This is a genomic window from Mesorhizobium sp. WSM4806, from assembly GCF_055811635.1.
Genome location: NZ_JBVVQZ010000010.1, coordinates 64,482 through 79,212, shown reverse-complemented (window position 1 = coordinate 79,212; position 14,731 = coordinate 64,482). Strand labels below are relative to the sequence as shown.

General features: G+C 63.7%; 17 protein-coding genes. 8 read left to right on the top strand and 9 right to left on the bottom strand.

Annotated features, from left to right (window positions below):
- Positions 1-12: 12 nt before the first annotated feature.
- Both AC0L2M_RS16805 and AC0L2M_RS16800 read right to left on the bottom strand, forming a co-directional pair.
- Positions 13-270: a BQ00720 family protein gene (locus AC0L2M_RS16805; RefSeq protein ID WP_023797449.1), complete on the bottom strand. Its 258-nt coding sequence runs from the start codon at positions 268-270 to the stop codon at positions 13-15.
- 63 nt (positions 271-333) lie between these two features.
- A complete protein-coding gene (locus tag AC0L2M_RS16800) occupies positions 334-759 on the bottom strand; it encodes an Hsp20 family protein (RefSeq protein WP_023797450.1) in 426 nt (141 codons plus the stop codon).
- A gap of 143 nt (positions 760-902) precedes the next feature.
- Between AC0L2M_RS16800 and AC0L2M_RS16795 the strand changes: the two genes are divergently transcribed.
- A complete protein-coding gene (locus AC0L2M_RS16795; RefSeq protein WP_023797452.1) occupies positions 903-1,844 on the top strand; it encodes a nucleoside hydrolase in 942 nt (313 codons plus the stop codon).
- A 240-nt stretch (positions 1,845-2,084) separates the two neighbouring features.
- On the opposite strand, the gene AC0L2M_RS16790 is transcribed toward AC0L2M_RS16795, so the two are convergent.
- The 5 genes from AC0L2M_RS16790 to AC0L2M_RS16770 form a co-directional block, all read right to left on the bottom strand.
- Complete coding sequence (locus tag AC0L2M_RS16790; protein ID WP_473535406.1) at positions 2,085-2,699, bottom strand: LysE family translocator; 615 nt, start codon at positions 2,697-2,699, stop codon at positions 2,085-2,087.
- Positions 2,700-2,812: 113 nt separating this feature from the next.
- Positions 2,813-4,261 carry an amidase gene (locus AC0L2M_RS16785; protein ID WP_473535405.1) on the bottom strand — a complete coding sequence of 483 codons (1,449 nt, stop codon included), beginning with the start codon at positions 4,259-4,261 and terminating at the stop codon, positions 2,813-2,815.
- 5 nt (positions 4,262-4,266) lie between these two features.
- Positions 4,267-5,178, bottom strand: a complete 912-nt coding sequence (locus AC0L2M_RS16780) for a ribokinase (RefSeq protein ID WP_473532022.1) — start codon at positions 5,176-5,178, stop codon at positions 4,267-4,269.
- Positions 5,179-5,324: 146 nt separating this feature from the next.
- Entirely contained in the window at positions 5,325-6,203 is an 879-nt protein-coding gene (locus tag AC0L2M_RS16775; protein WP_473535404.1) for a methylated-DNA--[protein]-cysteine S-methyltransferase, read from the bottom strand.
- Between the two features lie 235 nt (positions 6,204-6,438).
- Positions 6,439-6,933 (bottom strand): DUF2244 domain-containing protein, encoded by a 495-nt coding sequence (locus AC0L2M_RS16770; RefSeq protein WP_023797457.1) that lies wholly within the window; start codon positions 6,931-6,933, stop codon positions 6,439-6,441.
- Positions 6,934-6,955: 22 nt separating this feature from the next.
- Here AC0L2M_RS16770 and nth point away from each other — a divergent pair, with 22 nt between their 5' ends.
- A complete protein-coding gene (gene nth, locus AC0L2M_RS16765) occupies positions 6,956-7,759 on the top strand; it encodes an endonuclease III (protein ID WP_473535403.1) in 804 nt (267 codons plus the stop codon).
- Here nth and AC0L2M_RS16760 read toward each other — a convergent pair.
- Positions 7,753-8,208: a DUF2214 family protein gene (locus tag AC0L2M_RS16760; protein ID WP_128169894.1), complete on the bottom strand. Its 456-nt coding sequence runs from the start codon at positions 8,206-8,208 to the stop codon at positions 7,753-7,755. The genes nth and AC0L2M_RS16760 overlap by 7 nt on opposite strands.
- A gap of 139 nt (positions 8,209-8,347) precedes the next feature.
- Here AC0L2M_RS16760 and AC0L2M_RS16755 point away from each other — a divergent pair, with 139 nt between their 5' ends.
- Entirely contained in the window at positions 8,348-8,578 is a 231-nt protein-coding gene (locus tag AC0L2M_RS16755; RefSeq protein WP_287319468.1) for a YdeI/OmpD-associated family protein, read from the top strand.
- Between the two features lie 201 nt (positions 8,579-8,779).
- Complete coding sequence (locus AC0L2M_RS16750; RefSeq protein WP_128169895.1) at positions 8,780-9,319, top strand: GNAT family N-acetyltransferase; 540 nt, start codon at positions 8,780-8,782, stop codon at positions 9,317-9,319.
- A gap of 51 nt (positions 9,320-9,370) precedes the next feature.
- Here the strand turns inward: AC0L2M_RS16750 and AC0L2M_RS16745 are convergent, their stop codons facing one another.
- Positions 9,371-10,156: an IclR family transcriptional regulator gene (locus AC0L2M_RS16745; protein ID WP_128169896.1), complete on the bottom strand. Its 786-nt coding sequence runs from the start codon at positions 10,154-10,156 to the stop codon at positions 9,371-9,373.
- A 192-nt stretch (positions 10,157-10,348) separates the two neighbouring features.
- Here AC0L2M_RS16745 and AC0L2M_RS16740 point away from each other — a divergent pair, with 192 nt between their 5' ends.
- The 4 genes from AC0L2M_RS16740 to AC0L2M_RS16725 all read left to right on the top strand — a co-directional run bounded on the left by AC0L2M_RS16740 (position 10,349) and on the right by AC0L2M_RS16725 (position 14,720).
- Complete coding sequence (locus AC0L2M_RS16740; protein WP_473532021.1) at positions 10,349-11,326, top strand: Bug family tripartite tricarboxylate transporter substrate binding protein; 978 nt, start codon at positions 10,349-10,351, stop codon at positions 11,324-11,326.
- Positions 11,327-11,455: 129 nt separating this feature from the next.
- Complete coding sequence (locus AC0L2M_RS16735) at positions 11,456-11,992, top strand: tripartite tricarboxylate transporter TctB family protein (protein ID WP_023797463.1); 537 nt, start codon at positions 11,456-11,458, stop codon at positions 11,990-11,992.
- 4 nt (positions 11,993-11,996) lie between these two features.
- Positions 11,997-13,520, top strand: coding sequence for a tripartite tricarboxylate transporter permease (locus AC0L2M_RS16730; protein WP_473535402.1), 1,524 nt, complete (start codon positions 11,997-11,999; stop codon positions 13,518-13,520).
- 15 nt (positions 13,521-13,535) lie between these two features.
- Entirely contained in the window at positions 13,536-14,720 is a 1,185-nt protein-coding gene (locus tag AC0L2M_RS16725; RefSeq protein ID WP_287196178.1) for a CaiB/BaiF CoA transferase family protein, read from the top strand.
- The last annotated feature ends 11 nt before the right edge of the window (positions 14,721-14,731 follow it).

Sequence of the window (14,731 nt, the reverse complement as noted above, 5' to 3'; positions counted from 1 at the left end):
GTGGATCGCGACTTAGTGGATCGCGACGGGGGTCAGGTCGTTTTCCAGGGCGCCGGCCAGCGCCCGCTCGCGAGCGTCGGAAAGCAGGATCGGCTGGCCGTTGGCGGCAAACAGGGCCCACAGTTCCAGCCCGGGCGCGATTTCGCCGAGGCCCGGGAAACGGCCGCGCAGATCGTCGCTCGAGATTTTCCTGAGATAGGCGACCGAGCCTTCGCCGAGATGGGCGAACTCGCCGCTGGTCATGATAAGATTTTCGTCAGTTCTGGTCATTTAAGCCTCCGTGCTGCGAGGACCCCGTTCAAGGCCGCCTCGCATGAGAGCAATCGGTAAAAATCAGTCTTTCACCGATATGTTTATTTTCCGTACCAGCCGTTCGGACTCGGGCCGATCGAGATCGATCGACAAAAGACCGTTCTTCAGCTCAGCCGCGATCACCCGCATGCCGTCGGCCAGCACGAAACAGCGCTGGAACTGGCGCGCGGCAATGCCGCGGTGCAGAAATTCGCGCTCGGTGTCATCGTTCTGACGGCCGCGCACGACCAACTGGTTCTCCTCCGTGGTCACATCGAGATCGTTTTCGGCGAAACCGGCGACAGCGAGTGTGATACGCAGCCTTTCGGCCTTGCCGTCGGCACCGCTGAGGCGCTCGATGTTGTAGGGAGGGTAGCTGTCACCTGACTTCGCCAGACGCTCCAGGGTCTTTTCCATGGCGTCGAAACCCAGGAGAAGCGGGCTGGAAAAAGGCGTCATTCGACTCATGTTACACTGTCCTCTCAAGAGCGACATAAAGCGGAAAAACCCGGATGGCATTTTTCCCGATGGTCTTGATATGGTCCGCCCGGCGGTCGAGTTCAAGCCGTCAAAAGCCCCGCCCAAAAAGACTCCCTAAACAAGGAATTGAAATGCCCCAATCTCGCAAGATCATCATCGACACGGATCCCGGCCAGGATGATGCCGTCGCCATATTGCTGGCGCTCGGCAGCGCCGAGCTGGAGATCGTCGGCATGACCGCCGTCGCCGGCAACGTGCCGCTGAGACTCACCGAAAAGAATGCACGCAAGATCTGCGAGCTGGCCGGCCGGCCTGACATCAAGGTCTATGCCGGCGCCATCCGGCCGCTGGCGCGCGAACTGGTAACCGCCGAGGAGGTGCACGGCGAGACCGGGCTCAACGGACCGCAATTGCCCGAACCAACCATGGAGCTGCAGGCCCAGTACGCAGTCGATTTCATCGTCGAGACGCTGATGAAGGAAGAGAGCGGCACGATCACCCTGTGCGCACTCGGCCCGCTCACCAACATAGCGCTGGCGCTGATCCGCGAGCCGAACATTGCGCCGCGCATCAAGGAAATCGTGCTGATGGGCGGCGGCTTCTTCGAAGGCGGCAACGTCACCCCGACCTCCGAATTCAACATCTATGTCGACCCGCATGCCGCCGATGTCGTATTCAAATCCGGCATTCCGATCGTCATGATGCCGCTCGACGTCACCCACAAGGCGCTGACCACGGCCAAGCGCACCCAAGCCTACCGCAAGCTCGGCACCAGGGTCGGCACGGCCACGGCGGAGATGCTGGAATTCTTCGAACGATTCGACGAAGAGAAATACGGCACCGACGGCGGTCCGCTGCATGACCCTTGCGTCATCGCCTATCTATTGAAACCCGAGCTGTTCAGGGGCCGCAACTGCAACGTCGCTGTGGAAACCGCCTCGGAACTCACCATGGGCATGACCGTGATCGACTGGTGGGGCGTGACCAAACGGCCGAGCAACGCCATGGTGATGCGCGACATCGACCACGATGCGTTGTTCGCGCTGCTGCTGGAAAGGCTGGGCCGGCTTTAGGGCCGCTTCCTTCTCCCCTTGTGGGGCCTTGTGGCCCGAAGGGCGGGCGAGGCCCGTGACTCGCCCCGGGCGGGGGATCGGCGTGCAGCGCCGAGACGGTTGAGGGTGTTGGCCGGAGCGCTGTTGGTGCCAAGCTGGAACACCCCTCATCCGGCCGCGGAGCCTGTCCTCGGGCTTGCCGGAGGCAAGACCCGTGGGCGGCTACCTTCTCCCACGAGGGGAGAAGGAAAAGAGTGCCGCTCACTTCGCCTTTGAAAACGCCAGCCACAGCCCGCCGCCGACCAGAAAGCTGCCGCTTATCCGCGACAGCAGCTTGACGCGGCCGGCCGAAAGCAGGCGTCCGGCGCGGCCGGCGGCCAGCGCGTAGGTCGAATCCGATACGGCGGCAAAGATCATGGCGGTGAGACCCATGACGCCGATCTGCAACCCATAGTTGCCGTCAGGGGCGATGAACTGCGGAAAGAAGGCGCCGAAGAACACCAGCGTCTTGGGATTGCTGATCGCCACCAGCAGGCCCTGCAGGAAGAAGCCGCCGCGCGGTGTCTTTACCGATCCGTCGGCGTTCAGCTTGCCCTTGGAGCGGAACATCTGCACACCCATCCAGATCAGATACGCGGCACCGATCAGCCTGACCCATTCCAACCAATGGCCCATTCCCGCGATCAGCGAGGTCAATCCGATGCCGACAATGGCGATCATGATCGCCAGTCCGGCCTGTGTGCCAGCGACGTTGGCGAGGCCGGCGCGAGAGCCATGGCGGATGCTGTTGGCGATGATCAGCGTGACCGTCGGTCCGGGTACCAGGATGATGACAAGGCAGGCGACGAGATAGGTGGCATAGAGTTCCAGCGACATGGTTTCCTCAACAGTATGCGGCTTTGCGACACGGCTGACCGCGATCAATGCATGACAGTAACGCGGCTGCAAGCCGGCAGGAGATGTCGCCGGCAACCTTGACCTGGATTATTTTAGGCTCCAGCCAGCCACGGCAGCGTCGTCTCGTAGGCTGCCGCCGCTCTCAGCACGGCCATGTCACCGCGCGGCCGCCCGATCAATTGCATGCCCATCGGCCTGCCGCTGCCATCGAAGCCGGCCGGTACACTGACCGCCGGGCAGCCGCCCAGCGTGGCGAGCGCTGACACCTGCATCCAGCGGTGATAGCTGTCCATGGCACGCCCGGCCACTTGGGTCGGCCAGTGGGTGAGCACATCGAAGGGAAAAACCTGGGCGGTTGGCAGCGCGATCAGGTCGAAGCGGTCGAAGAGTGACAGCAACGTTCGATGCCAGGACGAGCGCCTCACCGTGGCGGCGTGGATCTGCGGCGCCGTGAGTTGCAGCGCCTGTTCCACCTCCCACACGGCCTCCGGCTTCAGAAGAGCGCGTTTCAAGGGATCGTCGTAATGCGCCTTGAGCGCACAACCGCTGCTCGCCTGGCGCAGCGTCACGAAGGCCTGCCACAGCGCTTCGAAATCGAAATCCGGCACCAGCGCTTCGGTCTGAAAGGATGCCGCGGCGATCCGGCCGAGAGCGGCCTCGCAAAGACTAAGGATGCCGGGTTCGACCGGCAGATGACCACCGAGATCGCCGAGCCAGGCGATGCGGCCGCCGGCCGTCGGCGTTTGCAGTCCCTGCAGGAAGCAGCCCTGTTTGTGATGCGAGAGCGGCGCGCGAGGGTCGTAGCCAGCCTGCTCGTCGAGCAGCAACGCCATGTCGCGAACGTTGCGGCCCATCGGCCCTTCGACGCCCATCTGGGCGTGGAAGACGTCAAGCTCGGGGCCGGCCGGGACAAGTCCCTGCGACGGACGGAAGCCATAGACGTTGTTGTAGGCGGCCGGGCTGCGCAGCGAGCCGCCAAAGTCGCTGCCATCGGCGACAGGCACCATGTCGAGCGCCAGTGCGACCGCCGCGCCGCCGCTCGAACCGCCGGCGGTCAAGGCCGGGTCGAAAGCATTGAGTGTCGAACCGAACACCGTGTTGTAGGTGTTGGAGCCCAGGCCGAATTCGGGAACGTTGGTCTTGCCGATGATGATGGCGCCGGCCTTGCGGATGCGCTCGACGAAGAAATCGTCTTCCTGCGGCACGAAATCGGCGAAGATCGGCGAGCCGAAGCTGGTCCTGAGGCCCTTGGTCTGCGCGAGATCCTTGATGGCGATCGGCAGACCGAACAGCGGTCCGGCATGCCCAGCATGCGCCAGATGGGCGTCTGCCCTGTCGGCCTCGCGCAAGATGTCGGCACGGTCGCGCAGCGAGACGATGGCGTTGACCAGCGGGTTTACCGCGTCGATCCGGTCGAGGAATGCCGTCGCCACCTCGCGCACCGACAACCGCCTGCGCCCGATCGCCTCGGCAAGATCCACGGCGGACAGGCGGCAGATATTGCCGGCAGGCGGCACGGCGTGTTTTGTGGCCGGACGCATGGCTCTCACCTGGCTGGCGTGTTTTGGAGCGCCGCCTCGACGTCCTTCGCTAGTGGGATCGCCGGCTGGGCGCCGGGCTTCAGGCAAGCGAGCGAACCAGCGGCTGCAGCACGGGCGAGCGCCTGGTCGAGCGGCAGGCCCGATGACAGCCCGGCGGCGAAATAGCCGCAGAACGTGTCGCCAGCGCCGACCGTATCGACCGGAGTGATGTTAAACGCCGGAACCATCAGGAGATCGGCTGGCGTGGCGGCCAGAACGCCGTCACCGCCGAGCGTGACGACTATTGTGCGACCGGTCGTCCCCGCGAAATCGCGCATCCGCGCCGGGCGATCGCGGCCGCTCAGCGACAGCGCCTCGCCATAGAGGTCGAATTCGGTTTCGTTGGCGACGACATAATCGGCCTTGCCGAGGAAGGCGGCCGCCTCTGCGCGGAACGGTGCCGTGTTGAGCACGGTAACCGCGCCTGCCGCCCGTGCTGCGTCCAGTGCTGCATCGACAGTCTGCAGCGGGATCTCCTGCTGCAGGAGCACGACATCGCCCTTCTTCATGAAAGCCTTGGAGAGGTCGCCTGTGACGACCGAATCATTGGCGCCCGGCACCACCGCAATGACATTCTCGCCGTCGTCGGCGACCATGATCAAGGCCGTGCCGGTCGAGGCGAAGGTTTCACCGACACCGGACAGGTCGATCTTGCCGTCCCGCAACAGCGCCAGCGCTTCGGTGGCGAAATTGTCCTTGCCGACCGCGCCGACCATGCGCACCTTGGCGCCGGCACGCGCGGCGGCCAGCGCCTGGTTGGCGCCCTTGCCGCCGGGTGCGGTGGCGAAACCGGAGCCACGGACCGTCTCGCCCGGTGCGGGCAAGCGGTCGACATTGGCGATAAGGTCGAGGTTGATCGAGCCGACAACGATTATCAAGTGGTGCCTCCCTGCTGACTGCGGGAAGCTACTCCGTAAGGCCGCCGCTTGCCAGACCGCGCGATCTAATCGCGTCAGGTTTGAACGCGCTTCTCAGCGCAACTCCAGGCGTCGGCGGTGCCGACATCGACAATTGGCGCGCGATTTCAGGATCCGACCTGTCCCGCTTCCCAGCCAAGGATGGCGCGTTTGCGCGTCAGGCCCCAGTGGTAGCCTGTGAGCGCGCCGGACTTGCCGAGAGCCCGGTGGCACGGCACCACGAAGGACATCGGATTGGCGCCGACCGCGGCACCCACCGCCCGGCTGGCGCTCGGTGCGCCGATGCCGGCGGCGATCGAGGAATAGGTGCAGGCCTTGCCCATCGGGATGCGCAGCAGGGCCTCCCAGACGCGGACCTGGAAGTCGGTGCCGATCAAGACGACGCGCAGCGGCTGGTCGGCGCGCCACAGTGCCGGGTCGAAGATGCGCGCCGCATAGGGCGCCGTCGCGGCCATGTCCTCGACATAGTTTGCGTTCGGCCAGCGGCCGGACATGTCGGCAAAGGCTGCGCGCTCGTCGCCGGCATCGCTGAAGGCGAGGCCGGCAAGCCCACGATCTGTGACCATAATCAGGGCGATGCCGAAAGGCGAGATATGATAGCCGCAGCGGATCGTCAGCCCGGCGCCGCGCGTCTTGTAGTCGCCCGGCGACATCGCCTCGTGGGTGACGAAAAGGTCGTGCAACCGGCCGGGGCCTGACATGCCGACCTCGAAAGAAGCCTCGAGCAGCGGCATGCCGGAATCGAGCAGTTTGCGCGCATGGTCGAGCGTGACCGCCTGCAGAAACGCCTTGGGCGACAGGCCGGCCCAGCGAGTGAAGAGCTTCTGCAACCCGGTCGGTGTCTCGCCGACTTCCTCCGCCAATATCTCGAGCGACGGCTGGTCACGATAGTCAAGGCTGATCTTCTCGATCGCGCGCCGAACAACTTCGTAGTCACCGCCTTCGGGTGTGATGTCTTTCTTCAGAATAGCTGTCTGTGCGTTCATCGGGCCATCTCCTTGATCGTGAATATCGTCCTTCGCGGCTCCGATCACCACCCGAAACTTGCCTTCTCGTCATGTGCATCCAGATAGATCTGGCTTGAGGAAGGAGCCGACGAGGGTTGGCAAAAAGGTGCATTCCAGCAGGGAGAAGTAGACGCTGCCGATTACCGTTCTTGGCCGATTGCCGGTTTATGAGGCACCGCAGAACCGGTTCGCGAACGAGGCGGTTCGCTCACATTCAGCGCGCTTTCGCGGTCGCCAGGGCGCGCGAAAAGGCTGACGCAAAGCTCTCGCGGTCATCGGGATTGAGGAAGCCGCCGATCGGCACATTCTGGCCTTGTGCTTCCACCGCCATCCTGGTGATGCCGATTTCGGCGTGGCGGGCGACCGAAAAACGCGCCCAAAACGGATTGAAGCGATGTGCTTCCGATTTGCCTGATGGCGCGGTCTTGCGGATATCGAGGCTGGTGCGCGAGACCGACACTTCCTCACGGGCGCGGGCGGCACGATAATTGGCGCGAAAGGCGATGTAGACGGCGATGACGTCGAGACCTAGGAAGCCGAACACCGGCCAGGCGCCGCGCGACAGGAAAAACGCTCCGGTGACCAACGAGCCGAACAGCAGAGCGCCCATCAGGATGGCAAAGCCGGTTTTGCCCAGCGAGCGATGCGGTATCAGCAACGCCTGGAAGAATGGCTCGTCGGCCTGATATGAGGCGTTTGTGTCGCTCATGCCGGGATATTATAGGAAGGGGATGACGAGCCCCAAGTCCAAAAATTCCGCTACACCCAAAAATGAACTGCTCCCCGGCCGACGCGACGGTGCGAACGCCAAACCGCGTGCCCGGCCGGTGCGGTCCGATTCGCGCTACAGCCCGGCCGAAGTGCACGAGATTTTCCGACGCTTTTCCGTTCAGCGGCCCGAGCCGAAGGGCGAGCTCGAACACATCAACGCCTTCACGCTGCTGGTGGCGGTGGTGCTTTCGGCACAGGCGACCGATGTCGGGGTCAACAAGGCGACGCGGGCGCTGTTCAAGGTCGCCGACACGCCGCAAAAGATGCTGGCTCTCGGCGAAACCAAGGTCGGCGACTATATCCGCACCGTTGGGCTCTGGCGCAACAAGGCCAAGAACGTCATCGCGCTGTCGGAGGCGCTGATCCGCGATCATGGTGGCGAGGTGCCCGACGACCGCGATCAATTGGTCAAGCTGCCGGGCGTCGGGCGCAAGACCGCCAATGTCGTGCTCAACATGGCCTTCGGCCAGCACACCATGGCGGTCGACACGCATATCTTTCGCATCGGCAACCGGCTGCGGCTGGCGCCCGGCAAGACGCCGGAACAGGTCGAGCAGGGGCTGTTGAGGATCATTCCGGACGAATACATGCGCCATGCGCATCACTGGCTGATCCTGCATGGCCGCTATGTCTGCAAGGCGCGCAAACCGGATTGCCCGATCTGTGTCATCGCCGACATCTGCAAGGCCGAGGAGAAGACGAATGATGTTCCGGCGCCGCTGGTCGAAATTGCGCCGCTCGAACCGGTAAGCGAAATTCAGTAGCCGTAGCCGCGCGCCATCGCCGCGGCAAAGACCGGGATCAGCAGGAAGATCAAGGCTTCGGCGCGGACATAAGTTCGAACGGATGCAAGTTGTGCCGCCGGCACTTGAAAGCCGGGACTGGCCGAGGCCTGCCTGCTCCAGGACGCAAAGCGGACCGTCGGGACGATCGACAGCAGGCCGACGGTGACGAAGGCCACCATCTTTGCCCAGAACGCCCAGTTGTAGACGTAGAATTCCCAACCCTTCAGGCCGTAGATGACGCGTCCGATGCCGACAACGATGATCAGCATGGCGATGATGCCATAATGGCGATCGATGCCGACAAGCCGCCGAAGCGTCGCGGCGGGCAGATCGCCGCGGATCAGGACAAATTCGGCGCCGATGATGCCGGCCAGTGAAAACACCAGCAGATGATGAAAGATGGCAAGCAGAAGATCGGTGGTATCCATGCCCTTTTCCCTCCGTCGGACGGCACAGCGGACGTGAATCAATTCATGCGAAGGGTAGCATCGTTCGGCAAGATTGCCATGCCGGAGCTGGAGTTCGCGACTACGTTGACGCCAAATCCTGACAGCCTAAATTTTGACCATGTCCAGACTGAAACGCGCCTTGAACCCAATGCCGGACGACATCCGAACCGCTTTGACAAAGCAGGGTTTGATGGCGGCCTATGATGACAGACCGGATTATCAGAAGAACGACTATCTCGGCTGGATCGCTCGTGCCAAACGCCCCGAGACAAGACACAAGCGGCTCGACCAGATGCTGGACGAATTGAAGCGTGGCGGCGTCTACATGAACATGCCGTGGCGCGGCTGAAATCGCGCTTGTCAGGTCACAGTTTCCCGCGGTCGAAGCGCCTCGACCTCGTTTCTCGCGCTGGAAGATGATCTGCCCTGTCCTGGCTCTTGTTGGACATTTGGGCGACATGCATGAGGCACCGGCAAAGAAACACTTTGAATTTGCGCATGATCGTTTCGGAGGCGGTTTTTCGGCGATCATGCGCCGCGAGGCAGAGTTATGGGAAATCCAGGAGCAGCCAGTGCACCGGTCATCGAGACGAAGCGAACCATCTTGCGGCCACACCAGCTCGATGATTTCGATGCCTATGTTGCCATGTGGGCCGATCCGGACGTCACCCGCTTCATCGGCGGCAAGCCGCGCACGCGCGAGGAAAGCTGGATGCGCTTCCTGCGTCATGCCGGCCTGTGGTCGCTGCTGGGCTACGGCTTCTGGGCGATCGAGGACAAGGCATCCGGCCGTTTCATCGGCGAGGCCGGTTTCCACGATCTGAAGCGCGACATGGTGCCGTCGATCGAAGGCGTTCCTGAAGCCGGTTGGGCGCTGGCCCCGAGCGCACATGGCCAAGGGTTCGCCAGCGAAGTCGTCGGACGGGCTCTCGCCTGGGGCGACGAGGCATTCGGGCGTGCAAGGACTGTCTGCATCATCGATCCGGAAAACTCCGCTTCGCTGAGCGTCGCGGCCAAATGCGGCTACAGCGAAGTGTTGCGGACCACCTATCACGACGACGCGACGATCCTGCTGGAACGGCAGCCCTAGGGGGTTGCGGCCTGTCATCCGGTGGTTCTGATCGGGCCGAATCGAGGCTTTCTAGGCCTGCCGCTTCAGCACCGGGCCTTCCGCTTCGGCCTTTAGGGCCGCCTGTTCGAGCATCGAGGCGTCTTCGCCGAAAGCGCGGGTGGCGCGCGCGGCCGCCTCGATCAGCGGATTTTTCATGCGCTGCAGAAAGGCCGCGTCGACGCGCGTGCTCGGGCCGGACAGCGTCAACGCACCGAGCAGGATGTGCCCCGGCCCGAACACTGGTGCCGAGACGCCCGCCGTCTCGGGGTCGCGATCGCCGACCGACAAACAATGGTAGGTTTTGCGGATCGTCTCGTATGGTTCGCCCTGCTGACCGGAAAACGCCGCAAGCACGCGGCCGCCTGTGCCGGCCAGCAGGGGCAGCACGTCGCCTTCCCGGATGGTGTAGCGGATGGGATGCTTGGACTCGACGCGGTAAAGACAGGTGCGCACGTCGCCCGAACGGACATAGAAAGCGACGCTTTCCCAGCTTCGCTCGGCCAGATCGCGCATGATCGGCAGCAGGATGTCGATCGCCACCACCGAACGCTGGTATAGGGCGCCCAGCCGAAAGGTGGCAGGGCCGACACGGTAGCGGCCGTCGTCGAGACGCTCCAGCAATTGCCCGCGCAGCAACGAGTTCGCCAGCCTCAGGATCGTGCTCTTGTAGAGGCCGGTGCGCGCCGCGATTTCGGCCAGGCTGAGCGAGTGCTCGGCAGCAGCGAAAGCGTCGAGGATGGCGATCGCACGATCGAGCGCGGCAACGCCGTTGGTCGACGCAGGCTTGGATTGTGTTACGGTTGTCCGCTTGACCACGTCGTTGCGTTCCCAGTTGGACAGAAGGGCCGATCGGAACAATTGTGCCGCATCCGGAAAGTTCTGTCCAGCAGAATGCCATTCCGGTTGACAGAACGATGCAAAGACTGCATGAATTTTTGTCGAGCGGGTCTGAATTCAGGCTACGTTGCTGGCAGGCACCGGAGGAGGTGTCGTGATTGGAGGAACCCCATGCTGAACAGACGCAGATTTTTAACGAGCACCGCCGCTGCCGGCGCCGCCGGTTTCGCAGCGTTGCATCTCTCGCCCGCTTTCGCGCAGGACGCACCGCAGATCCAGATCTTTGTGCCGGCAGCGCCCGGCGGCGGCTGGGACCAGACGGCGCGCACGATGGACCAGGTGCTGCGCAGTGAGAGGCTGATCTCCGGTTCGCAGATCACCAATGTCGGCGGCGCCGGCGGCACAGTCGGCCTGCCGCAATTCATCAGCCAGTGGAACGGCAAGGGCAATTCGCTGATGGTTGCCGGCATGGTCATGGTTGGCGCCATCATCGCCAACAAATCGGCCAATAATCTCACCGAGGTCACGCCGATCGCCCGCCTCACCGGCGAATTCGAGGCGCTGGTGGTGCCGGCGGCTTCGCCGTTCAAGACAGCAGCGGATTTCGTCGCCGCCCTCAAGGCCGATCCGACCAAAGTGCCGGTGGCTGGCGGTTCGGCCGGCGGCTCGGACCACATATTGTTCGGCCTTATCGCCAAGACGGCCGGTGTTCCGGCAGCCAACCTCTCCTACGTGCCGTTCGCCGGCGGCGGCGAGGCATTGTCGGCGCTTCTCGGCAACCAGGTCGCGGCCGGCATCTCCGGCTACGGCGAGTTCTCCGAACAGGTCAAGGCAGGCGCGCTTCGGCTGCTTGCCATTTCCGCGGACAAGCGCCAGGAAGGCATCGACGCACCGACGATGAAGGAAGCCGGCATCGATGTTGAACTGTTCAACTGGCGCGGCGTCTTCGCACCGCCGGGCGTTTCCGACGCCGACAAGGCGGCGATGATCACGCTGGTCGAGACGATGGCCAAAAGCGAAGCCTGGGCCACCGAATGCAAAAACCGCAACTGGACGCAGATCCTGCTCACCGGCGACGACTACGCGAAATTTCTCACCGAAGACACGGCTAGGATCGCAGCCATCCTCAAGGACCTCGGCCTTGCCTGATGTCCCCGGAGAGGGGCGGTCTGCACTGCCCCTTTCCGATGTTCGCCAGCCGCATGGACATACGATCCGGCGCGAGTGAAACTGCGATGAGGTCGGCCGTGGGAGACCGGCTATCCAGGGAGGATGATCATGAGCACCAGCGACCAGCAGGCGGCGCGGCCGCGCCTTGCCGTGCCCGAATTGCTGATCGGCATCGGGCTTCTTGCCTGCGCCGGCGCAGTGGCCTGGCAGACTCTGTCGATTCCGGTGTCGCCGCTCTACTCCAAGGTCGGCCCGACCGTCTTCCCCTACATCACCATGGTCGGCATGACGATCCTTTCCCTGCTGCTGATCGTCGCCGCACTGCGGGGCGGCTGGCAGCCGGAAGAAGAAAAGGAAACCCCGACCGACTGGAAGGCGATGGGCATCGTCGCCGTCGGACTGGTCGCGAATCTTGTTCTGATCCAGCCGCTTGGCTTCACCGCAGCCTCGGTGATCATGTTCGTTCTCATCTGCCACGGATTCGGCAGCAGACATCCGCTCCGTGACGTGCTGCTCGGCCTGATCCTGGCGCTTGCCGCCTATTTCGGCTTCGCCAGGGCGCTCGGCGTCAACATCGGCGCCGGCTTCATCGAGAACCAGCTGAACACGGGTCTCGATTCGATTATCCGTATGTTGAGAGGCTGAAGCCATGGAAACGCTTGGCCATCTCGCGCACGGATTTTCGGTCGCTTTCACGCCGGTCAATCTCATGTGGTGCCTGCTCGGTACGACACTGGGGACAGCGATCGGTGTGCTGCCCGGCCTCGGACCGGCACTGACCATCGCGCTGCTTTTGCCGATCACCTACCAGGTGGCGCCGGAAGCGTCCTTCATCCTGTTTGCCGGCATCTATTACGGCGCCATGTATGGCGGTTCGACGACATCGATCCTGCTCAACACGCCGGGTGAAAGCGCGACCATCGTCACTGCGCTGGAAGGCAACAGGATGGCCCGTTCCGGCCGCGGCGGCGCGGCACTTGCCACTTCGGCGATCGGCTCCTTCGTCGCCGGTACACTCGGCACGCTGGGCGTCGCCTTCCTGGCCCCGGTCGTCGTCAAATTCGCCCTGTCTTTCGGCCCGGCCGAATATTTCTCGCTGATGGTGCTGGCCTTCATCACGGTTTCGGCGGTGCTCGGCTCGTCGTCGGTTCGTGGCCTGACCAGCCTGTTCATCGGCTTCGTCATCGGCATGATCGGCGTCGACCTGCAGACCGGGCAACCGCGCTTCACCTTCGGCATGAGCCAATTGCTCGATGGCGTCGACGTGATCGTCGTCGCCGTCGGCCTCTTTGCGGTCGGCGAGACGTTCTACATGGCCTCGCGCCGCTATGCCGGCAAGGACGAGATCGTGCCGCTGAAGGGCTCGCTCTATATGACGGCGGCCGAATGGGCACGCTCGTGGAAGGCTTGGCTGCGCGGCGCCCTGCTCGGCTTCCCGATCGGCGCGCTGCCGGCCGGCGGCGCCGAAATCCCGACCTTTCTGTCCTATGCAATCGAGAAAAAGCTCTCCAAACACAAGGAGGAGTTCGGCACAGTCGGCGCCATCGAAGGCGTTGCCGGGCCGGAAGCCGCCAACAACGCATCGGCCGCCGGCGTGCTGGTGCCGATGCTGACGCTTGGGTTGCCGACCTCGGCGACGGCCGCGATCATGCTGTCGGCCTTCCAAAGCTATGGCATCAATCCCGGGCCGATGCTGTTCATGACGCAGGCCAATCTGGTCTGGGGGCTGATCGCCAGCCTGTTCATCGCCAACATCATTCTCGTCATCCTCAACCTGCCGCTGATCGGGTTGTGGGTGCGGCTGCTGAAAATCCCGCCGCCGCAGCTCTATGCCGGCATCCTGGTGTTCGCCACGGTCGGCACCTACGGTATTTCTCAATCGCCGACCGACCTCGTGATCCTCTATCTGCTCGGCGGGGCCGGGTTCCTGATGCGGCGCTTCGATTTTCCAACGGCGCCGGTCATCATCGGCATGATCCTCTGGCCGCTCGCCGAAACGCAGTTCCGCCGCGCGATGACCATCTCGAACGGCGACTGGTCGGTGTTCTACAAACATCCGCTGTCGCTGACACTGCTGACGCTGGCGTTCATCGGGCTGATCGGGCCGCATGTCTACGCTTACATCGAACGCCGCCGCATGCGTGGACCGGAACACGTGCCGGGCGATGCCTGACCTGTTTGTGACATCATGACCGATCTGCTGTCCGGCATCCGCGTCCTCGACCTGACCAATGTTCTGGCTGGCCCCTACTGTGCCTATCAGCTGGCGCTGCTCGGGGCCGATGTGATCAAGGTCGAGGCGCCGCAAGGCGGCGATCTGGCGCGCCAGCTCGGCGGCTCGCCGGAACTCAACAGCACCGGCATGGGCGCTTCGTTCCTGGCGCAGAACGCCGGCAAACGATCGGTGGTGCTCGATCTCAAGAAAGAGGCCGATCGCGAACGCTTCCTCGATCTGGTCGCCTCCGCCGACGCGCTGGTCGAGAATTTCCGCCCCGGCGTGATGGATCGGCTGGGGCTCGGCTATGCCAGGCTGAAAGAGGTCCGCCCCAGTCTTGTCTATTGCGCGATTTCGGGCTTCGGCCAGACCGGGCCGATGCGCGACAATCCGGCCTACGACCAGATCATCCAGGGTCTTTCGGGCATCATGAGCATCACCGGCACAGCGCAGACCGCGCCGCTGCGTGTCGGATACCCCGTCGCCGACACGCTGGGTGGGCTGGTCGGGGCGTTCGCCATCACGGCGGCACTTGTGAAGCAGAAGACGACAGGCGAGGGCGCTTTCCTCGACGTGTCGATGCTCGAATGCACGCTTTCCGCGCTGGGCTGGCCGGTTTCCAACTATCTGACGGCAGGCGTCGAGCCGCAGCCGATGGGCAACGAGAACATGACGGCGGCACCTTCCGGCACGTTTCGCACCGGCGACGGTCTGCTCAACATCGCCGCCAACAAGCAGGAGCAGTTCGTCACGCTCTGCCGGCTGGTCGGGCTGCCGGAGCTGGCGTCGGACCCGCGCTTTGCCGAGCGCGAGACGCGCAAGCGCAACCGCATCGCCTTGAAGGCGCTGATCGAGGATGCCCTGGCGAACAGCTCGGCCGCGGCCTGGGAGGAGACGCTCAATCGCGCAGGCGTGCCGGCGGGCAGGGTGCTGACGATCCCGCAGGTGCTGGCCGAGCAGCAAGTGATCGAGCGCGACATGACCACCCGTTTCGATAGCATGCCGAACATCGACCGACCGCTGACCGTCGTGCGCGGCGGGTTCATGGTCGATGGTGCAGCACCGTTGCCGACCAAGCCGCCGCCGGCGCTGGGCGAGCATATGGACGAGGTGTTTGCCAGTCTGCCGCCGCGCGTCAAGAAAAGGGCGCAGGCATGAGCGACGCGAGA